This window comes from Variovorax sp. RKNM96 (assembly GCF_017161115.1).
Classification (GTDB): domain Bacteria; phylum Pseudomonadota; class Gammaproteobacteria; order Burkholderiales; family Burkholderiaceae_C; genus Variovorax.
Window position 1 is genome coordinate 3,292,362 of the sequence record NZ_CP046508.1, and the last position, 20,745, is coordinate 3,313,106.

The 20,745-nt window shown below is 66.6% G+C and carries 21 protein-coding genes; 11 read left to right on the forward strand and 10 right to left on the reverse strand.

The genetic code is table 11. The features are described 5' to 3' along the window. Positions 1-2 precede the first annotated feature (2 nt). From tagF to GNX71_RS15225, 11 genes are all read left to right on the forward strand, one after another. Positions 3-719: a type VI secretion system-associated protein TagF gene (tagF, locus tag GNX71_RS15175; protein ID WP_206179064.1), complete on the forward strand. Its 717-nt coding sequence runs from the start codon at positions 3-5 to the stop codon at positions 717-719. Then, positions 716-1,783: a TagK domain-containing protein gene (locus GNX71_RS15180; RefSeq protein ID WP_206179065.1), complete on the forward strand. Its 1,068-nt coding sequence runs from the start codon at positions 716-718 to the stop codon at positions 1,781-1,783. The genes tagF and GNX71_RS15180 overlap by 4 nt, the downstream gene beginning before the upstream one ends. Positions 1,784-1,815: 32 nt before the next feature. After that, on the forward strand, positions 1,816-2,910 hold the full coding sequence (gene tssG, locus GNX71_RS15185) for a type VI secretion system baseplate subunit TssG (protein WP_241027321.1): 1,095 nt from the start codon (positions 1,816-1,818) through the stop codon (positions 2,908-2,910). 27 nt (positions 2,911-2,937) lie between these two features. Continuing rightward, positions 2,938-3,924 carry a type VI secretion system ImpA family N-terminal domain-containing protein gene (locus GNX71_RS15190; RefSeq protein ID WP_206179067.1) on the forward strand — a complete coding sequence of 329 codons (987 nt, stop codon included), beginning with the start codon at positions 2,938-2,940 and terminating at the stop codon, positions 3,922-3,924. Beyond that, positions 3,924-4,529: a hypothetical protein gene (locus GNX71_RS15195; protein ID WP_206179068.1), complete on the forward strand. Its 606-nt coding sequence runs from the start codon at positions 3,924-3,926 to the stop codon at positions 4,527-4,529. The genes GNX71_RS15190 and GNX71_RS15195 overlap by 1 nt, the downstream gene beginning before the upstream one ends. 134 nt (positions 4,530-4,663) lie before the next feature. Beyond that, entirely contained in the window at positions 4,664-5,023 is a 360-nt protein-coding gene (gene clpS / locus GNX71_RS15200; protein ID WP_013541678.1) for an ATP-dependent Clp protease adapter ClpS, read from the forward strand. A gap of 67 nt (positions 5,024-5,090) precedes the next feature. After that, positions 5,091-7,412 carry an ATP-dependent Clp protease ATP-binding subunit ClpA gene (gene clpA / locus GNX71_RS15205; RefSeq protein WP_013541677.1) on the forward strand — a complete coding sequence of 774 codons (2,322 nt, stop codon included), beginning with the start codon at positions 5,091-5,093 and terminating at the stop codon, positions 7,410-7,412. A gap of 126 nt (positions 7,413-7,538) precedes the next feature. Next, a complete protein-coding gene (gene cls / locus GNX71_RS15210) occupies positions 7,539-8,984 on the forward strand; it encodes a cardiolipin synthase (RefSeq protein WP_206179069.1) in 1,446 nt (481 codons plus the stop codon). Then, positions 8,985-10,424 carry an exodeoxyribonuclease I gene (sbcB, locus tag GNX71_RS15215; protein WP_206179070.1) on the forward strand — a complete coding sequence of 480 codons (1,440 nt, stop codon included), beginning with the start codon at positions 8,985-8,987 and terminating at the stop codon, positions 10,422-10,424. Positions 10,425-10,430: 6 nt separating this feature from the next. Continuing rightward, positions 10,431-10,871 carry a DUF3574 domain-containing protein gene (locus GNX71_RS15220; protein ID WP_206179071.1) on the forward strand — a complete coding sequence of 147 codons (441 nt, stop codon included), beginning with the start codon at positions 10,431-10,433 and terminating at the stop codon, positions 10,869-10,871. Between the two features lie 10 nt (positions 10,872-10,881). After that, entirely contained in the window at positions 10,882-11,421 is a 540-nt protein-coding gene (locus GNX71_RS15225) for a GNAT family protein (protein WP_206179072.1), read from the forward strand. 3 nt (positions 11,422-11,424) lie between these two features. On the opposite strand, the gene GNX71_RS15230 is transcribed toward GNX71_RS15225, so the two are convergent. The 10 genes from GNX71_RS15230 to upp all read right to left on the reverse strand — a co-directional run bounded on the left by GNX71_RS15230 (position 11,425) and on the right by upp (position 20,720). Then, a complete protein-coding gene (locus tag GNX71_RS15230; RefSeq protein WP_206179073.1) occupies positions 11,425-11,829 on the reverse strand; it encodes a GFA family protein in 405 nt (134 codons plus the stop codon). A 22-nt stretch (positions 11,830-11,851) separates the two neighbouring features. Beyond that, the gene (locus GNX71_RS15235; protein ID WP_206179074.1) at positions 11,852-12,355 is read right to left on the reverse strand and encodes a GNAT family N-acetyltransferase; all 504 of its coding nucleotides are present in this window, start codon (positions 12,353-12,355) and stop codon (positions 11,852-11,854) included. 4 nt (positions 12,356-12,359) lie between these two features. Further along, positions 12,360-13,640 (reverse strand): amidohydrolase family protein, encoded by a 1,281-nt coding sequence (locus tag GNX71_RS15240; RefSeq protein WP_206179075.1) that lies wholly within the window; start codon positions 13,638-13,640, stop codon positions 12,360-12,362. Between the two features lie 23 nt (positions 13,641-13,663). Then, positions 13,664-14,116, reverse strand: coding sequence for a hypothetical protein (locus tag GNX71_RS15245; RefSeq protein ID WP_206179076.1), 453 nt, complete (start codon positions 14,114-14,116; stop codon positions 13,664-13,666). Between the two features lies 1 nt (position 14,117). Further along, a complete protein-coding gene (locus GNX71_RS15250) occupies positions 14,118-15,041 on the reverse strand; it encodes an ABC transporter permease (protein WP_206179077.1) in 924 nt (307 codons plus the stop codon). Between the two features lie 130 nt (positions 15,042-15,171). Then, positions 15,172-16,236, reverse strand: a complete 1,065-nt coding sequence (locus tag GNX71_RS15255) for an ABC transporter permease (protein ID WP_206179502.1) — start codon at positions 16,234-16,236, stop codon at positions 15,172-15,174. Continuing rightward, complete coding sequence (locus GNX71_RS15260) at positions 16,236-17,810, reverse strand: ABC transporter ATP-binding protein (protein WP_206179078.1); 1,575 nt, start codon at positions 17,808-17,810, stop codon at positions 16,236-16,238. Before GNX71_RS15260 ends, GNX71_RS15255 begins: the two co-directional genes overlap by 1 nt. Before the next feature lie 136 nt (positions 17,811-17,946). Next, on the reverse strand, positions 17,947-18,897 hold the full coding sequence (locus tag GNX71_RS15265; protein WP_206179079.1) for a 5'-methylthioadenosine/S-adenosylhomocysteine nucleosidase: 951 nt from the start codon (positions 18,895-18,897) through the stop codon (positions 17,947-17,949). 8 nt (positions 18,898-18,905) lie between these two features. Then, entirely contained in the window at positions 18,906-19,907 is a 1,002-nt protein-coding gene (locus GNX71_RS15270) for a BMP family protein (RefSeq protein ID WP_206179080.1), read from the reverse strand. 183 nt (positions 19,908-20,090) lie between these two features. Then, positions 20,091-20,720, reverse strand: a complete 630-nt coding sequence (gene upp, locus GNX71_RS15275; protein WP_206179081.1) for a uracil phosphoribosyltransferase — start codon at positions 20,718-20,720, stop codon at positions 20,091-20,093. Positions 20,721-20,745: the final 25 nt, after the last annotated feature.

The following is a 20,745-nucleotide window of genomic DNA, read 5'->3' on the forward strand; positions in this document are numbered from 1 at the left end:
CCATGCTCGCAAGACTGATCGCTTCCTGCCGCGCGTCCGCACCAGCCATCTGGGGCAAGCTGCCGGGGCACGCAGATTTCGTGCACAGCGGCGTGCGGCCCGGCGAAGCGGAGGCCTGGACGCAATGGCTCGCGGAGCACGGCCTCGACGCGGACGTTGGCATCGCCACGAGGGCAATGTCGGTGCCGGTCGCTTTCGCACTACCGCCCGGCACCTTGCCGTTTGCGCGGCAACGGTTTGTGCTTGGCGTGATTGCGCCGTCCGTCGACAGGGCAGGGCGGCCTCATCCCCTGGTGATCTATCAGCAGGAGTCTCCGCGCCGGGCCATGCGGCATTTCGAGGCGCAGCTTCGTCAGCCGCTCGATTGGCAGTTCTGGCTTGCACGCGCCGTCGCCCGCCACGCACGCATCAGCCGTACCGACATTCAGGCCCTGGAGATCACGGTGCGCGCACTGCGGACGGAAAGCCGCGAACTGGAAAAAGACTTCTCCGTGCAGCGAGTTCGCTGGTTGCAAGCCTTGCTCGATCAGCAGACAGGCCCGGCCCTCAGCGACGATCCCGCGGCCGAACTGCATGGTGTCCGTCATCTTCCCTGGGCCGATTGGCCGCACCGCCTGCAAGGTGCGCGTGCCGAAAGCGCGTTCTGGCAACAGGACGCCAACGGTCGATTCATCGGCGCGGCCAACAGGCTGCAAAAATTGTGGAGCGTCTTGCCATGAACACCCGCAATCCTCACGCGGGGAACGCCCATGTGGCTCCTTTGGTTCTTCGCCTCACCCACAGTGGCGGCGAGGCGCGATACGGAACCATGTCGATTCCGCCGGCCGGCGCGGGCATGGCCGATATCCTCCACCTGTGCAGTGAGCACCAGAGCGTTGGTCAATGGGGTGTTGCCAATCTGTGTCGTATTGCCTGGTGCGACGAAGCCGGGGGATGGCAACTGAGCAATGGCAGCTACACGCTGATGTGCGCGTGCAATGGCAAGCGAGTCCAGGCCGGCGCGGTGGTGCCTGTCGCGGTGGGAGATACGCTCGAAGTGGGGCTGCTGCGCTTCGTGCTGGAGCAGGGGGCGGGAGAGGCGCCCGAACGGATGCATGGGGCCCTCGAAACGCAAGAGGGCCAACTGACCGTGCCCGAAGACGGGGGCCTCGGGGCTGCCTTGCCGCGAGTCTTCGATCTGTACGACCTGAATGGTGAAGGCAACGCCGACGGCCGGCGAATCGACCCCCTCGTCGATCCTTTCGGCGCGCTCGACATCGCGGGGGCGAGGTCTCGCCCCGCCGCGGACACCTTGGCCGCATTGCTTGACGAAAGGCCGCGCCTCGAAGCGCGAACCACGCATTCCGCTGGCCCGCCACTCGATGCCGGACCTGCAGGCGTCCTGCTGGACGCATTGCACGAAGAATTCGTGCGCGTGGTTCAGGATCCCAGTCAGCTTTCCGGTCACACCCTTTGGGAAGGATTTGCGGCTCTCGGTGCCGAGGCCGCGCTTACGCTGGAAGAGTTGAGCAGGAGGGCCGAGCCGTATCCCTTGCTGCGCGACATCCTGCTGCCGCGCGAAGGCATCGACCAGATCATCGAGGCGTTCGAACCGCTTGCGAGATCGGAACTTCTCGATCCGGAGCCCTCGCAAGACGTGCTGGGCATGTTCGCGCCGGAGCTTGCCCGCGAAGCCAAGGTCCCGTTACCCAGTCTGACGCGGCGCGAGCATCACGATCTCTCTCCGGACAGCCATGTCCGGATCGGTTCGCGGCACGATGGCGACAGTGAGGGCGTCTTGTGAAGCAATCCTCCGCTCGACCGGCGCAGCGGGAAATGCTCGTGCGATTGCGCGATGCTCCCTGGAAATTCGGCTTCTTTGCCGTGCTGAGACGCATCGGTGCTGCTTGCTCTCCACAGCCCCCGATCGGGCTCGCCAGCCGTCCTCAGCAGGAATCTTTTCGACTGGGACAGGTGGCGGCATTGATATTCGCGCCGCGCGAAATTGCCGGCGCCGTGCTGCCGGGCGAGCCGCAACCGGCCCTTTCAGGAGCGGCGCCGCTGCGCCCGGGAAACAATCCGGATATCCCCACGATGCGCGTGTACGGCCTGGGCCTGCTGGGCCCCAACGGGCCACTGCCGCTGCACTACACGGAGCTGATTCGAGATCGTGTCGAGAACCACAACGACAGCACGCTGGCGGATTTCCTGGATCTTTTCCACCACCGCTACCTGACGCACATGTACCGCGCGTGGGCGCAGAGCCAGGCAGCGGCGGGGCTGGACCGTGCCGAGGACGAGTCATTCAGTCGCTATATCGCTCGCCTCACGGGACACGACCCGCTGGAGATCCGCGATTCGGCATTGCCCGCGCATGCCCGCCTCGCGGCCTCGACGCACTTGACGCGGGAGGCCCGCAACCCTGACGGATTGGCCGCCACGTTGGCCCGCTTCTTCGCGGTCCCCGTCCAACTCCAGGAGTTCGTGCTGCATTGGATCCGCATCGACGACGAAGACCGGAGCCGCCTGGGCCTGGCACGCGCTTCCAGCGTCATGGCGGTGGGGGCGATTGCGGGAGAGGTCGTGGCCGATCGGCAGAACAAGTTCCGCCTGGTGATCGGCCCATTGACGCTCGACCAGTACCTGCGCTTCACCCCCCACGGGCGAGACCTCCCGTTGCTCGTCGAATGGGTGCGAGGTTTCATTGGTCACGAGTTTGTCTGGGAGGTCGAGCTGCGTCTGCGCAACGACAGCACGCCGCCCGCCCGGCTCGACGAATCGGAAAAGCTCGGATGGTCCACATGGCTCGGCGGCCCGGAAGGCTGCGCCGCACAAGTTGTCGGCTTCACCGTGGGAATGGTGTTCGAGCCTGAGCAATACATCGGCGCGCGCCATCGCAGCGATGCCGGGTTCACCCAGCCCGTTCATTGACTCTTCCGACTCTTTCTTCCGACATCCATGACCTACGTTGCCAGACCCCTCGTGCCGGCCATCGAGCTCGAACCCTTGACCGCCAGGGATCCTTGCGGCCCCAGCCTCGAATACGACGCGGAATACGCCGTGCTGCTCTCGCGCATGTCACCGCGCGTCGACGCGCAATACGGGCAGTTCGTCGGAACGCCGGAAGCGCCGAACTGGGCCGAGATCGAGCGCGATTGCCGCCGCCTGCTGCTGCGGACCCGGGACATCAACCTCTTCGTCTGGCTGTGCCGGGCGCGCGCGAGGGTGGCGCAGGCCGCAGGGCTTGCGCAGTCATTGGCCGTGCTCTCGGAGGTGCTGGAGCGCTGGCCCGACGCGGTGCATCCGCAGCTCGTTGTGGAAGGGGAGCACGATCCGGCCGTGCGCGCCAACGCCCTGGCGGCGCTGGCGGATCCTGATGGATTGCTGGGTGATGTGCGGGAGATCGTCGTCTCCGCCAACGCCGCCAGGCACTTGACGGTGCGTGAGATCGAGCGTGCCTGGTCGGTGCCGCGTCCGGTCGGTGCGCCGAGTCCTGAATCCGTCGCCTGGCAGCTGGCCCAGTTGCGTCTAGCCTCGAACGGAGATGCCGAGGCGCCGGTGAACCTGTTGTCGCAGGCGTCGCGCGCAGCTCGGCAGATCGCTGCCTGGGCGGTACGTCACCTGGGCGGGGACGCGCCTTCGCTTCAGGCGCTGATCGACCTCCTGAAGCCCTTCGACGACATCGACGCGATTCCCAGTGCCGAGCCCGCCGCATCGAATGAAAGCGCCGAGTGCCCCAGCGCTTCCGGCCTGACTGCACGCGACGATGTCCTTCAAACCATCCGCAGTGCACGCGAGTGGTTTGAAATCCACGAGCCCAGCAGCCCGGTGGCGGTGTTGCTCAAGCAGGCCGAGCGCATGGTCGGCCGGCGTTTTGCGCAGGTGGCCAATGCCATTCCGCTCGATCTGTTGCAGAAATGGGACTCCGAAGGGGAGCGTGCTTGATGGGCGGTGAGATGCACATCGGCTCCATGGCGGCCTGCATCGCCTCGGGAATACTCGGGGCGGGGCTCGGTGCCTGGATCTTCTCGCAAACGGTGCGTGCGCAACTGGAGGCCCAACGACAGGCCTTCGAGCTCGCCAGGGAAAAAGCCCAGCGGGACTTGCAACAGACCCTGTTGTGCGTGCCGCAGTGGGTCCAGCGGGCGGCTCGGACCGAACTGGAGCTTCTCGGACGGCAGCATGCGGGGCGTCACGAGGCGTTGCTGCGTGAGCAGCAACGCTGGCAGGCGGAGCAGGACGAGCGGAGACAGGCCGAATGGCGTGCGTTGTGGCCCGAACCTGTCAGCGCCAAGCTGCCCCCGGCACCGCAACCGAACGGCAGCCAGGGCGCAAAACCGGCGCCTGCGCCGTCCCCGGTTCCTGCCAATCCGCCCGAGTCGATGGGTATGCGCAGGCCGCCACTCGCGCCTGCCGAAAGCCCGGAAGTACCCGAGCGCGAGCTCAGCGACGAGGAAATCGACGCATTGCCGCCCGATCTGCCGCCGCCCCTCCGGCCGCGGCGCAAAAAAATGCCGGCGCCGAGCAAGCCAATTCTTCGCAGCATCTGAGCAAGTCTGCGAGTCGCAGATTTATTTTGCCGCTGTGCTGTCGGACACGGCGCAAGCCCCTTGATTTGTCGAATACGCGCCACCAAGTCTTCTCGCGTCGGCACGGTGCTTGCACGCTCTATAGAATCTTTTTCATGGCAACGAGAATTCCCAAGACTCCACCCACCCCTCCGGCCCAAAAACCGGCCGGGGATGACGGAGATTCGGTCGTTCTGGAGCGCCGGCCGCAGAAAACTGCGCCGCCCCAGATGTACCAGGTGGTCATGCTGAACGATGACTACACCCCCATGGAGTTCGTGATCGTGGTGCTGCAGGAGTACTTCAGCAAAGACCGCGAAACCGCGACGCAGATCATGTTGAAAATCCATCTCGATGGCCGCGGCGTCTGTGGGGTCTATTCCCGCGACATGGCAGCCACCAAGGTGAATCAGGTCATGGAGGCCGCGCAGCAGGCTGGGCACCCGCTGCAATGTGTCAGTGAGCCAGTTGCGTGAACCTGTTGAATTGCGCAAGCTCCAACCCATCTGAGAACTTATTTACAGCAAGGCAAAAGGAAATCACATGATTGCCCAGGAACTGGAAGTCAGCTTGCACATGGCCTTCGTCGAGGCCCGGCAGCAGCGCCACGAGTTCATCACCGTGGAGCATCTACTGCTCGCTTTGCTGGACAACCCGAGCGCCGCAGAAGTTCTGCGCGCCTGCTCGGCGAACGTCGACGACCTTCGGGCGTCGCTCACCAACTTCATCAAGGACAACACGCCGCAAGTGGCGGGTACCGACGATGTAGACACCCAGCCCACGCTGGGTTTCCAGCGCGTGATCCAGCGCGCCATCATGCATGTGCAGTCCACCGGCAACGGCAAGAAGGAAGTCACCGGCGCCAACGTGCTGGTCGCGATCTTCGGTGAGAAGGACTCGCACGCGGTCTACTACCTGCACCAGCAGGGCGTGACCCGCCTCGACGTGGTGAACTTCATTGCCCACGGCATCAAGAAGAGCGATCCGCCCGAAGCCGTCAAGGGCAGCGGCGAAGCACCTCAAGGTGAAGGCGAAGAGGGCGGCGGCGAACGCAACGAGAAGGCATCGCCGCTCGAGCAGTTCACCCAAAACCTCAACCAGCTCGCCAAGGACGGCAAGATCGATCCGCTGATCGGCCGAGAATACGAGGTCGAGCGCGTCATCCAGATCCTGTGCCGCCGGCGCAAGAACAACCCGCTGCTCGTGGGCGAGGCCGGCGTTGGCAAGACTGCGATTGCGGAAGGCCTGGCATGGCGCATCACCCAGGGCGACGTGCCCGAGATCCTCGCCGAGGCGCAGGTCTACTCGCTCGACATGGGCGCATTGCTGGCCGGCACCAAGTACCGCGGCGATTTCGAGCAGCGCCTGAAGGGGGTGCTCAAGTCGCTGAAGGACAAGCCGAACGCCGTGCTCTTCATCGACGAAATCCACACGCTGATCGGTGCGGGCGCAGCCTCGGGCGGCACGCTCGATGCGTCGAACCTGCTGAAGCCCGCGCTCTCGAGCGGCCAGCTCAAGTGCATCGGTGCGACCACGTTCACCGAATACCGCGGCATCTTCGAGAAGGATGCGGCCCTGTCGCGTCGCTTCCAGAAGGTCGACGTGGTCGAGCCGTCGGTGCAGGAAACCGTCGACATCCTGAAGGGCCTGAAGTCGCGCTTCGAGGAACACCATGGCGTGAAGTACGCGGTGGCCGCCCTGCAAGCTGCCGCCGAGTTGAGCGCCAAGTACATCAATGACCGTCACCTGCCCGACAAGGCGATCGACGTCATCGACGAAGCCGGTGCCGCCCAGCGCATCCTGCCGCCGAGCAAGCGCAAGAAGACCATCAGCAAGACCGAGGTCGAGGAAATTGTGGCGAAGATCGCGCGCATTCCCCCGGCCAACGTCAGCAACGACGACCGCAGCAAGCTGCAGACGATCGAGCGCGACTTGAAGAGCGTGGTGTTCGGCCAGGACAAGGCACTCGAAGTGCTGGCCTCCGCGGTCAAGATGGCGCGTTCGGGCCTGGGCAAGGGCGACAAGCCGATCGGCTCGTTCCTGTTCTCCGGCCCCACGGGCGTCGGCAAGACCGAAGCGGCCAAGCAGCTTGCCTACATCATGGGCATCGAGCTGATCCGCTTCGACATGTCGGAGTACATGGAGCGTCACGCGGTGAGCCGCCTGATCGGCGCGCCTCCGGGCTACGTCGGTTTCGACCAGGGCGGTCTCTTGACCGAAGCCGTCACGAAGAAGCCGCATTCGGTGCTGCTGCTCGACGAAATCGAGAAGGCGCATCCGGACATCTTCAACGTGCTGCTGCAGGTGATGGACCATGGCACGCTGACCGACAACAACGGGCGCAAGGCCGACTTCCGCAACGTCATCATCATCATGACGACGAATGCGGGTGCCGAGACCATGAACAAGGCGACCATCGGCTTCACCAACCCGCGGCAGGCGGGCGACGAAATGGGCGACATCAAGCGTCTGTTCTCGCCCGAGTTCCGCAACCGGCTGGACGCCATCGTCAACTTCAAGGCGCTCGACGAGAACATCATCCTGCGCGTGGTCGACAAGTTCCTGCTGCAGCTCGAAACGCAGCTGGCCGAGAAGAAGGTGGAAGTCACCTTCAGCGACAAGCTGCGCAAGCACCTGGCGAAGAAGGGCTTCGATCCGCTGATGGGCGCGCGTCCGATGCAGCGGCTGATCCAGGACACGATCCGTCGTGCACTGGCCGACGAACTGCTCTTCGGTCGCCTGACCGACGGCGGGCGCCTCGAAGTCGACCTCGACGACAAGGACGAAGTGCTGTTGGACATCCAGCCGCTGCCGAAGAAGGAAGGCAAGTCCAAGCCCGAGGCTGAAGAGGCTGCAACCGGTTGAAGAAACCGGGCATTCCGTGGCCGATGAGGCCGCGGAACCGCCTCCAAAGGCCGGTAGCATCGCGCTGCCGGCCTTTTTCTTTGGGCCGTCCGAACCCCGCAAGCTCAACCGCACGCCCTTTCTGCCTTGATCCTCCCCGAACTCAGCCACGAATGGAAAACCGGCCTCTCCCTCGCGTGGAGCGGCTACATCGCCGTGCTGTCGATCTGGATCGTGATGCAGAAGCGGGCGCCGGTGTCCACGATGAGCTGGATCCTGTCGCTGGCGCTGCTGCCGTTCGCGGGCTTCGTCATCTATTACTTCCTCGGGCCGCAGCGCCTGCGCAAGCAACGCATCAAGCGGCTGCGCAACCGCGCCGGGGCCTCGGCGCAGGCCGACCTCGCCCGGCTGCGCGATGCGGCGCAGAACGCGCCACCGGCGCTGCAGCAGATGGCGCGGCTGGGTACCGCGGCCTGCGGACTGCCGGTGTCGAGCGCGTCCGACGTGGAACTGCTCTCGGGCGGCGCACGCACCTTCGATGCCATCTTCGAGGCCGTGCGCGCGGCCAAGGACCACATCCACCTCGAGTACTACATCTTCGAGCCTGACAAGATCGGCACCGCGCTGCGCGACCTGCTGGTCGAGCGCGCGAAGGAGGGGGTCGTCGTCCGCCTGTTGCTCGACGCACTCGGCTCCAAGCGCATCGGTCGCAAGTTCATGGCGCCGATGCACGAGGCGGGCGTGAAGGTCGCGCTCTTCCATGACACCAAGATCGGTCGGCGCCTGCGCCCGGTGACCAACTACCGCACCCACCGCAAGATCGTGGTGTGCGACGGCCGGGTGGGCTTCACGGGCGGCGTGAACATCACCGACGAGGAAGACAAGCGCACCAACCCCGACGCGTACCACGACGTGCACCTGCGCATCGAGGGCAGCGCGGTGCGCTGGCTGCAGACCACCTTCCTCGAAGACTGGACCTACGCCACCGGAGAAGACCCGCGCGACATGGACGACGCGATGGCAGCGATGCTGCCGCAGCTCGACGCCGGCGACATCCCCGTGCAGATCGTGACCAGCGGCCCCGACAACGTGCTCGAGCCGATCCACCGCATGCACGTCGAGGCGATCCATTCGGCCACGCACCGCGCCTGGCTCACCACGCCGTACTTCGTGCCCGGCGAGCCCGCGCTGATGGCGCTGACGAGTGCTGCATTGCGCGGTGTGGACGTGCGCTTGCTGGTGCCGCGCCGCAGCGACTCGGCCATCGTGAGCGCCGCCGCGCGTTCGTACTTCGACGAGCTGATCGCCGCAGGCGTGAAAGTCTGGGAATACAAGGCGCGCATGCTGCACTCCAAGACCTTGGTGGTCGACGAGCATTGCGCGATGATCGGCACCGCGAATTTCGACAACCGCAGCTTCCGGCTCAACTTCGAGGTCTGCGCGGTGGTCTACGGCCCCGAACTGGCCCGGCCGCTGGCGGCGCAGTTCGAGACCGACCTGCACAGTTCCGGCGCGGTGCGCGCCAACCGGCCACAGAATTTCTGGCGTCGCCTCGGCGATTCCATTGCGCGCTTGTTTTCACCCTTGCTCTGAATGAACCACACCTTTCTCTGGCACGACTACGAAACCTTCGGCGCGGTGCCGCGTCGCGACCGGCCTTCGCAGTTCGCCGCCATCCGCACCGATGCCGAGCTGAACGAAGTCGGCGAGCCGCTGATGATCTATTGCAAGCCCGCGCCGGACTACCTGCCCAGCCCCGAGGCCTGCCTCATCACCGGCATCACGCCCCAGGTGTGCCTGGAACGCGGCATACCCGAGCACGACTTCGCCGCGCAGATCGAGCGCGCCTTCTCCCAGCCCGGCACCATTGGCGTGGGCTACAACACCATCCGCTTCGACGACGAGGTGACGCGCTTCCTCTTCTGGCGCAACCTGATCGACCCGTACGCGCGTGAGTGGCAGAACGACTGCGGCCGGTGGGACCTGCTCGACGTGGTGCGCCTCACCTACGCGCTGCGCCCCGAAGGCATCGAGTGGCCGAAGAAGGAAGACGGCAAGCCCAGCTTCAAGCTCGAAGACCTGGCACGCGCCAACGGCCTGCTGCACGAGTCGGCGCACGATGCGCTCTCCGACGTGCGCGCGACCATCGCGCTGGCCCGGCTGATCCGCGACAAACAGCCCAAGCTGTTCGACTTCGCTTTCGGCCTGCACAGGAAGGATCGCGTGGCGAGCGAACTCGGCCTGCCCGCGATGCGCGAGACCGCCAAGCCCTTCCTGCACGTCTCGGGCATGTTCCCGGTGGAGCGCGGCTGCCTCGCCGTGATGTGGCCGCTGGCGAGCCACCCGACCAACAAGAACGAGCTGATCGCCTGGGACCTGGCCCACGACCCGAGCGAACTGCGCGACCTCGATGTCGAGACGCTGCGCCTGCGGCTCTTTACCCGCACGGCCGACCTGCCCGAAGGCGTGGTGCGCCTGCCTGTGAAGGGCATCCACCTCAACAAGTCGCCGATGGTGGTCGGCAACCTGCGCACGCTCGCGCCGCCGATGGCCGAGCGATGGGGCGTAGACCTCGACACGGCGATGCGCCACGCGGCCATCGCGCGCGACCTGCCCGACATGAGCGCCATCTGGTCGCAGGTGTACGCGCGGCCGAAGGAGGCCACGCCGGATGTCGATGAAGACCTCTACGGCGGCTTCGTCGGAAACGCCGACCGCCGGCGGCTGAACCAGTTGCGCGGCCTCTCGGCGGCTGAGCTCGCCAAGGACCGCACCGGCTTCGACGACGGCCGCCTCGAGGAGATCGTGTTCCGCTACCGCGCGCGCAACTGGCCCGAATCGCTGGCCCCCGAAGAGACCGAACGCTGGGAGGCGCTGCGCGTGGCGCGCCTGTTCCACGGCGAGGGCGGGGTGCGCACCATCGAGCAGCTGTTCAGCGAAGTCGATGCGCTCTCTGAAACGGCGGACGAGCGCGGCGAGGAGATCCTCGGTGCGCTCTACGAATACGCCGAGGCGATCGCCCCGGAGGCCTGACCACCCATGGCACACGCTGCTTCCCGTGTCCGCCTGACACTGATTGCGCTCACGGTGATCGTGCTCGCGGGTTGCAGCGCTTTGCCTTCCGCGTCGACGGCTGGCAGAACCTGCGGCACCGGCTTCGATGCCTTCGAGCGCGACACGCTCTTTTTCGGCCGCGCCATCCCGGCCGGCGGTCAGGTGTCGGATGGGCAATGGGCTGGCTTTCTCGACACCACCGTGACCCCCGCGTTCCCTCAAGGACTGACCGTGCTCGACGCCGTCGGCCAATGGCGCGGCGTCTCGGGCGGCGTGGTGCGCGAGCCCTCCAAGCTCGTGGTGCTGCTGCACCCGCGCAGTGAGAAGGACGACGCGGCCATCGCCGGCATCATCGACACGTACCGCAAGAATTTCGGCCAGGAGGCGGTGCTGCAGGAAAGGCAATCCGTCTGTGTCCGCTTCTGAAGAAAACACCGTGAAGGACCGCAACATCGTCCGTCGCCTGATCGCTGCGGATGCTGCCGCATACCGCGTCGTGATGCTCGATGCCTACGCGATGCACCCCAGCGCCTTCACGTCCACCGTTGGCGAGCGCGAAGGCTTGCCGTTGAGTTGGTGGGAGAAGCGCCTCGGCACCGAGGTGGATGCGCCGAGCGTGGTCTACGGTGCGTTCGACGACGAGGGCGTGCTGGTCGGCGCCGCAGGCCTGAGCGTCGAGGACCGCGAGCGAGCGCGCCACAAGGCCACGCTGTTTGGCATGTCGGTGAAGGCTTCGGCCCGCCGAGCGGGATTCGGCTGGCGACTGGTGCAGGCCGTGCTCGACCATGCGCGTGCGCATGGCGGGCTGCGGGTGGTGCAGCTCACCGTGACCGAAGGCAACGCGGCTGCACAGACGCTGTACGAGCGTTGCGGTTTCGAAGTCTTCGGCGTCGAGCCGATGGCCATCGCAGTCGATGGCGCCTTGCTCGCCAAGGTGCACATGTGGTGCGACCTCGAAGGGGCAGGGCGCGGATGAACGCTATTGGGTCGGCAGCGCGGGCAAGCCGCTGAGGTCCTGCGACCAGCCGAGCGCCGACCGGCACCACTGCTGCCTGCGCGGCGGCAACTGGTCGCGCTCCACCATGCTGCCGATGCGCAGCGAGTAGGTGGGTGGCGGGTCGATGTCGGGGCTCGACGCAATCGGCGTTCCGCAGTTCTCGCAGAAGCTCTGCCGGCGGCGCGTTCCGCTCTCGGCTGTCTTGACGTAGACCTTGGGCTGGCCGGTCAGCAGGTGGAAGTCTTCGGCCGGCACGGGTGCCGAGACGCGGTAGGCCGTGCCCGAGAGCACCTGGCAATCGGCGCAGTTGCACAGGCTGACCTTGTCGGGATCGACTTCGGCCTCGTAGGTGATCCGGCCGCAATGGCAGGTGCCGTGGACTTTCATGTGGTTTGTCTCCAGGGATGATTCATCGGGTTCGCACCATCAGCAGGGCGGGACCATCGGGCGTGGCCACTTCGCCCTGTTCCTGAAAACCGGCGCGCAGGTAGCTGCGGATCGCGCGTCGATTGGTCGGTGAAGGATCTGTCTGGACTTTCGTCACTGCCGCGTCTTCGAACAACCGGTCCACGAATGCGCGGACCATCGCGCTGCCCAGTCCGCGGTTCAACTGGTCGGCATGCGCGAGGAACTGGTCGATGCCGCGCGCACCCGGGTCGCGTTCGTCTTCCCACCAGCCGTTGCCCGAACCCATGACAACGTAGGACTGGATGTAGCCTATGGGCGCTCCGTCCAGCAGGGCGATGTATGCGCGGTCGGTGGATGTGGGTGACAGCATCGGTGCGTAGTCGGCATCGACCTCGACCTGCGATGGCGCGGCGCCCCACCACTCGGCCACATGCGGCCGGCCCAGCCATTCGTGCAGCAGGGGCAAGTCCGAGGCCTGCATCGGCCGGAACGCGAGGCCCCGCATGGGCTCAGGCCTTGGGAATCATCCAGCTGCTGGCCTGCGCCCGTCCCGGCAGGTGCAGCGTCGCCGTGGCCGCGGGCGTTTCCGCCAGCAGCTTGCCGTTGCGGAACACCTTGAGCCGCGTCGCACGCAGACGGATCGCCTCGACCGCATCACGTGCCTGCAGCAGCACGAAGCTCGCGTCGCAGCCGGCCTCGATGCCGTAGCGCTCCAGGTGCATCACGCGCGCGGCGTTCGTCGTCACTGCCTCGAAGCACTGGCGGATGCCCGCCTGGCTCGTCATCTGCGCCACGTGCAGGCCCATGTGCGCCACCTCGAGCATGTCGCCCGAGCCCATGCCGTACCAGGGGTCCATCACGCAGTCGTGGCCGAAGGCGACGTTCACGCCGGCGGCCATCAGCTCGGGCACGCGCGTCATGCCGCGGCGCTTCGGATACGTGTCGTGGCGGCCCTGCAGCGTGATGTTGATGAGCGGGTTGGCGATGACGGCCACGCCGCTTTGCGCGATGAGCGGCAGCAGCTTGCTCACGTAGTAGTTGTCCATCGAATGCATCGAGGTGCAGTGCGAACCGGTGACCCGGCCCTGCAGACCGAGGCGCTGAGCTTCAAAGGCCAGCGTCTCGATGTGGCGCGAGAGCGGGTCGTCGGACTCGTCGCAGTGCATGTCGACCAGCTTGCCGCGCTCGGCGGCCAGCTCGCACAGCAGCTTCACGCTGGCGGCGCCATCGGCCATGGTGCGTTCGAAATGCGGAATGCCACCGACCACGTCCACGCCCTTGTCGAGTGCGCGCGTGAGGTTCTCGACGCCGCCCGGCGAGCGCAGCACGCCGTCCTGCGGGAAGGCGACGAGCTGCAGGTCGATGTAGGGCGCGACCTGGCGCTTGACCTCGAGCAGCGCATCGACGGCGAGCAGGCTCGGGTCGCTGGTATCGACGTGCGTGCGAATCGCGAGCAGGCCCTTCGCCACGGCCCAGTCGCAGTAGGCGAGTGCGCGCTCGATCAACGCATCGGCGGTGAGCAGCGGCTTGAGCTCGCCCCACAGCGCAATGCCTTCGAGCAGCGTGCCGCTCTCGTTGACGCGCGGCAGGCCGTAGCTCAGCGTGGCGTCCATGTGGAAGTGGGGGTCGACGAAGTGGGGCGCGAGCAGCAGGCCCTGCGCGTCCAGCTTCTCGTGCGCCGGGGCGTCCAGGCCTTCGGTGACCTCGGCGATGCGGCCGTCCTGCACGGCGATCGACATGCCGGTGCGGCCGTCTGGGAGGGTGGCATTGGTGATGAGGAGGTCGAGCATCGTGAGGATTCCTGGGCTGTTTTTCAACGTGTGCGCTGCGCCCGATACCGGTACTGCCCCGCCGCAGGCCCGACCTCGATCGTCACCCGCCGCAGCTTGTCGTCGTGCCCCGAGTCGGCTTTGGCCGTCACCACGATGCCGCGCGGCGTGGCACGGCAGGTGATATCGGTGAGCGCGATCTCGGCGTGGTCGTTGTCGAGTTCGGCGATGGCGACCGTGTGCTCGGCATGCAGGCCGCCGTTGGCATCGCGCGTCATCCACTGCACATAGAGGAACGACTGCGCGTACTGGTCCGCATGGACCACACGGTAGGTGCCCTGGTGGTCCTTGCCCCAGGTGCCGCATAGCTGCACCCAGCTGACCGAATCGGGCGTCTTGAAGGTGTCGTAGCTGTAGTCGCTGCCCAGCGCATGAGCGCCGGTTGCGCCGAGCGAGAGCAGGGCGGCGAGCAGGGTTGCAGCGGTGGTCTTCATCATCTCAACGTTCCCCTTTGCGATATGGCTTCATCAGCGCCTGCGGATAGCTGGCCTTGCGCGCCACCAGCACCAGCGCAAGGATCGACAGCAGGTACGGCAGCATCAGGTAGAGCTGGTAGGGCAGCACGGCGTCGCCCGATTGTTGCAGCCGCAGTTGCAGCGCGTCGAAGAACGCGAACAGCAGCGCACCCAGCAGGGCCTTGCCCGGCCGCCACGAGGCGAACACCACCAGCGCCACGCAGATCCAGCCGCGGCCGTTCACCATGTTGAAGAAGAAGGCGTTGAAGGCCGAGAGCGTGAGGAAAGACCCCGCCATGCCCATCAGCGCCGAGCCCGCGACGATGGCGCTCGTGCGCGTGGCCGCGACCGACACGCCCTGGCTCTCGGCCGCCTGCGGGTTCTCGCCGACCATGCGCAGCGCCAGGCCGAGCGGCGTGCGGTACAGCACCCAGCCGACCGCCGGCACGAGCAGCAGCGCGAACAGCGTGAGTGCGGTCTGTGCATTGAGGATGGGCACGGGCAACCAGTCCATCGGCGCGAAGGGCGTGATGGTCGGGGGCGTGTTCACCTTGGGAAAACTCACGCGGTAGCCGAAGTAGCTGAGCGCGGTCGCCAGCAGCGTGATGCCGAGGCCGGAGACGTGCTGCGAGAGCGCAAGCCCGACGGTCAGAAAGGCATGCAGCAATCCGAACACCATGCCCGTGAGCGCCGCCACGCCGACGCCGACCCACAACGGCGCGCCGGCGTACACCGCGAGCCATCCGGTGAAGGCACCCGCGACCATGATCCCTTCGATGCCGAGGTTGAGCACGCCCGCGCGTTCGCACAGCAGCACGCCGAGCGTGCCGAGGATGAGCGGCGTGGCGATGCGCAGCACCGCGACCCAGAAGGCGGGGTTGGAAAGAATGTCCAGCAGATCCGTCATTGGAAATTTCTCCCTCCCCTTCCGGGGGAGGGTTGGGGTGGGGGCACGCGGCGCTCGCACTGGAGGCCGATGCCCCCATCCCAGCCTTCCCCCGGAAGGGGAAGGAGCAAGGCCGAAGATGCGGAGGCCGTCATTTCGTCATCCGCACCCGGTATTGCGTGAGCAGCGTCGCCACCAGCACCGCGATCAGCGAGGCCGCGACGATCACGTCGGCGATGTAGGTCGGCACGCCCACCGCGCGGCTCATGGTGTCGGCGCCGACCAGCACGCCGGCCACGAACACGCCGGCGGCGATCACGCCCAGTGGGTGCAACCCGGCCAGCATCGCGATCACGATGCCGGTGTAGCCATAGCCCGGCGACATGTCGAGCGTGACGTAGCTCGTGCGGCCCGCGACCTCGATGGCGCCGGCCAGCCCGGCGAGCGCGCCCGAGAGCAGCGCCACCATCACCACGGTGCGCGTGACCGGCACGCCGGCGAACGCGGCCGCGCGCGCATTGGCTCCCACCGCGCGGATGTCGAAGCCCAGCACCGTGTACTTGAAGATCGCCCACACGATCACCGCGAGCGACACGGCCCAGAGCAGCCCGGTGTGCACGCGCGTCTGGGCGATGAGCTTGCCCAGTTCGAGGTCGGACTGCAGCGACACGCTCTGCGGCCAGCCCATGGCGGTCGGGTCCTTCATCGGCCCGTCGAGCAGCGCCGAGACGCCGAGCAGCACGATGAAGTTGATCAGCAGCGTGGTCACCACCTCGTCCACGCCGAGCTTGTTCTTCATGAGCGCCGGGCCCAGCAGCAGCAGGGCGCCTGCGACGGCCGCCGCCAGCATCATCAGCGGGAACAGCACCCAGGGCGAGAGCTCGAAGCCCGTGCCGCCGTGCATGCCGCCCACGGCCACGGCGGCGAGGGCGCCGGCGAACAGTTGCCCCTCCGCGCCGATGTTGAAGAGCCGCGCCTTGAAGGCGACTGTCGCGGCCAGGCCGGTGAGGATCAGCGGGATCGCGCGCGTGAGCGTTTCGCTCCAGGCGAACACCGAGCCGAAGCCGCCCTGCAGCAGCAGCGCGTAGGTGCGCCCGACCGGCGCGCCGGCCCAGAGCACGAGCAGCGCGCTCACGACCATGGTGAAGGCGACAGCGCCGATGGGCGCCAGCACCAGCGCGGCGCGCGAGGTTTCGTGGCGTCGTTCGAGCCGCATCATGGGGTGCCTTTCGTGGCCCCAGCCATCGCGAGGCCGATGGCTTCGCGCGTCCAGGCGGCAGCCGGGCGTGCTTCGCCGAGGTGGCCGCCATGCATCACGGCCACACGGTCGCCGAGCGTGAGCACTTCGTCGAGATCGTCGGAAATCACCAGCACCGCCGCGCCGGCATCGCGCGCGGCGATGAGTTGCTGCTGCACATAGGCGACTGCGCCGATGTCCAGGCCCCAGGTCGGCTGGTGCGCGACGATCAGGCGCGGGGCGCGGGTCGGGTATTTCTTGTTGTCGGTGTCTTCCACCTGTTCGGGCGCGAGCAGGGCGCGACCCAGGATCAGTTTCTGCATGTTCCCGCCGGAAAGTGATCGAGCCGGCGCCATCAGGCCGGCGCCGCGCACGTCGAAAGCTTTTTCAATGCGCCGGGCATGCAGCCGCGCGGCCGCACGTCGCACGAACACGGACCAGCGCGAGAACACCGGGCTGCGCAGTCGCTCCGACACCGCGTTCTCCCACACCGGGAGATCACCGACCACGCCGACCGCATGCCGGTCTTCGGGAATGCGCGCCACGCCACGCTGCACCAGCCGGGCGGGCGAGGGCGGCAAGGCGCGGCCCATCAATTGCGCGGTGCCGGAGACGGCACTGCGCGTGCCGCACAGCAATTCGGCCAGCGCCACCTGCCCATTGCCCGAGACGCCCGCGATGGCGGTGATTTCTCCGGCGCGCAGCGTCAGCGACACCTCGCGCAGCCGGTCCTGTCCGCCCCCCTTGGCGGACGCGGTGCTCACATGGTCGAGCACGCAGACCGCATCCCCCACCGTCTTGGCGGGCCGTCGCTGCGGTGCCTCGACCGCATGCCCGACCATCCAGAGCGCGAGCTGCGCCTGCGTGGTGTCGGCCGTGCGCGCCTCGGCCACGAGCTTGCCGCCACGCAGCACGGCGATACGGTGCGACACGCGCAGCACTTCGCCCAGCTTGTGGCTGATGAAGATCACCGACAGGCCTTGCGCCACCATCTGCGCGAGCGTGGCGAACAGCGCCTCACTCTCCTGCGGCGTCAGCACGGCCGTCGGCTCGTCGAGGATCAGGATGCGCGCGCCGCGGTACAGCGCCTTGAGGATTTCCACGCGCTGGCGCTCGCCGACCGAGAGGCTGCCGATCTTCGCGTCCGGCTGTACCGGCAGGCCGAAGCGCTGCGCCACGTCGAGCAGCCGGGCGCGGGCTGCGGCGCGGCGCGAGACCGGGCGCCACAGCGGCTCGGTGCCCATCATCACGTTGTCGAGCACGCTCAGGTTGTCGGCCAGCGTGAAGTGCTGGTGCACCATGCCCACGCCCGCGACGAGTGCGGCCTTGGGGTTGCCGGGCGGCAGCGGTGCGCCGAACACCTCGATGCTGCCTTCGTCGGCGACGTAGTGGCCGAACAGGATCGACATCAGCGTCGACTTGCCCGCGCCGTTTTCACCGAGCAGCGCGAGCACTTCGCCGGCCTGCAGGTCAAGGGAAATGGCGTCGTTCGCGACGAGGGTGCCGAAGCGTTTGGTGATGCCTTGAAGGCGGAGAACGGTCGTAGAGGTCATGAAGCTCTTGCTCCTTCCCCTTCCGGGGGAAGGCTGGGATGGGGGCAAACGGCGCCCGCAACCCCACGGTGATCGATCGAAGGCCGCGTGCCCCCACCCCAGCCCTCCCCCGGAAGGGGAGGGAGCAAAGGCAGGATCACTTCCACGCAGCCAGGAACGCCAGCATCACCTTGGCCGAGTTGTCCGCCGCGATGCCCATGAAGGTGCCCATTTCGTTCTCGCCGTCGCCGCCGCCCGCGAGGTCGCTGAGCGAGCGGAAGGCGATGTACGGCACGCCGTTGCTGTAGGCCACCATGCCCACGGCCGCGGTTTCCATGTCGAGCACGTTGGCCTGGAAGGTCTTGAACGTGTACTGGCGAAACGCCATGTTGTCCATGAAGGCCTGGCCCGAGACGCCGTTGCCGCCGATCACCAGTTGGGGCTTGCGCGCCAGGCACTTGCCGGCACTGCAGTTCGCCAGGTCGACGTTGCGGATGCTGCGGGCCACCTCGAGCATCTTCGGATCGACCTCGAACCAGAACTTGCGCTCGATCTCCGGCTTGGCCGCCGACCGGACCTCGACCGGACGCGGATGCACCATCCCGAAGTTCGGGAGCGTGGCGTCCTTGATGAAGGGCGGCGCGGTGTATTTGCCGGGTGCGGTTTCGCGCGCCATCAGCACCTCGAGGTACTGGCCCCATTGCGCGGGCACCGTCACGTCGCCGACGTGCAGCGACGGATTCACGCCGCCCGCGATGCCGCTGAACACGATGCTCGTCACGCGAAAACGGTTGAGCACGAGCTGCGTGTTCATCGTCGCATTCGTCATGCTGATGCCCGAGAGGAATAGCACGACCGGCTTGCCTTCAAGCGTACCGGTGGTGAACTCGACGCCGTTCACGCTGTGCTTCGCAGGCCCCTGCAGGCGCGCGAGCAGCAGCTTGAGCTCGGGCTCAAAAGCGGAGATCACCGCGATGCGCGGCGTGTCGTCCAGCCGCGTGCTGCTGTTGATGCTGACGCCGGTGCCCTTGTAGACACCGACGCAGCCTGCGAGACCGAAGGCCAGCACGCCGGCCGCGAGAAGAGTGCGCCAGCGCATCGTCGTCATTCGTTTGCTCACTTTGCCGTGGACTTGGGTTGGCCGTCATCCACCTTCACGGTGAACTTGCCCGAGAGGATGTCGGCCTGCTTGGCTTTCACCTTCGCGACGATGTCGGCCGGCACCTTCTTCTCGAACGTGCCGAGCGGCGCGAGCTCCGAGCCCTTGTGCTTCATCTGCGAGTAGACGCCGTAGTCTTCCGCCGCGAACTTGCCTTCCTTCACGAGCTTGATCGCCCGGTCGGCCGAGGGCTCGAAGTTCCACAGGGCCGAGGCGACCACCGTGTCGGGATATTGGCTCTGCGTGTCGATCACGTTGCCGATCGCCAGCTTGCCCTTTTCCTTGGCGGCATCCGAGACGCCGAAGCGCTCGGCGTACATCACGTCTGCGCCCTTGTCGATCATCGCGAAGGCCGCTTCCTTGGCCTTGGGCGGATCGAACCAGCTGTTGATGAAGCTCACGCTGAATTCGACCTTCGGGTTCGTTTCCTTCGCGCCGGCCATGAACGCGTTCATCAGCCGGTTGACCTCGGGAATCGGGAAGCCGCCGACCATGCCGATGCGGTTGCTCTTGGTCATGCCGCCGGCCACCATGCCGCTCAGGTAGGCGGGTTCCTGGATGTAGTTGTCGAACACGCTGAAGTTGGGCGCCTGCGGCTTGAGCGACGAGCCCATCAGGAACGCGACCTTCGGGAAGTCCTTCGCGACCTTGCGCGCCGCCGCTTCCACGCCGAACACCTCGCCCAGGATCAACTGGTTGCCGCCGGTGGCGTACTCGCGCATCACGCGCTCGTAGTCGGCGTTGCTGACGTTCTCGGTGGCCTTGTATTCGATCTCCCCGCGCGCCTCGGCTGCCTTCAGCGCCTTGTGGATGCGCCCCACCCATTGCTGCTCGAACGGCACGGTGTACACCGCCGCCACCTTGAGCTTGGCCTGCGCAAGCGCAATGCCCGGCGCCCCGGCCGCGAGTGCCGCGGCGATGGCGACGGAACGAATGATCAACTGACGGCGTGCTGTCACGGTCTTCTCCTCGATTGAAATGAAAGAACCAGCCCTGCAATCCCCATGCCCGCCAACCGGCCTCCGCGGCGGGCGGGGCCCCTTCCAGTAAACACCGAGGAACCGGCTTTGCCGGGCCTCAGGTGTTGCCCCCGGTAGGGGGTTGGCGAAGCGACACGAAGTGCGCGAAGCCTGGGGGCGAGCCTATTTCGTGCCGAAGATGCGGTCGCCGGCGTCGCCGAGGCCAGGGAGGATGTACCCGTGGCTGTTCAGTTCGCGATCGATCGCCGCGGTGTAGATCGGCACATCCGGGTGCGCGGACTGAAAGGTCTTCACGCCTTCGGGACAGGTCAGCAGGCACACGAACTTGATCGACTTCGGGTTGAGTTCCTTCAGCCGCTCGACCGCGGCCACGGCCGAATTGCCGGTGGCCAGCATCGGGTCGACCACGATCACGTCGCGGTTCTCCATTTCGCCGGGCATCTTGAAGTAGTACTCGACGGCCGTGAGCGTCTTGGGGTCGCGGTAGAGGCCGATGTGGCCGACGCGGGCGCCGGGCACCACGGTCAGCATGCCGTCCAGGATGCCGGTGCCGGCGCGCAGGATCGACACCAGCACCAGCTTCTTGCCGTCGATGACCTTGGCCTGCATGGTCTCCAGCGGGGTCTCGACCTCGATGTCCTGCATCGGCATGTCGCGCGTGACCTCGTAGGCCATGAGCATGCTGATTTCATTGAGGAGCCGGCGGAAGCTGTTGGTGGAGGCGTCCTTGCGGCGCATCAGCGTGAGCTTGTGCTGGACGAGGGGGTGGTCGACGAGGTGGACGTTGCTCATTGGAATTTTTTCTGGCGTTGCTGCT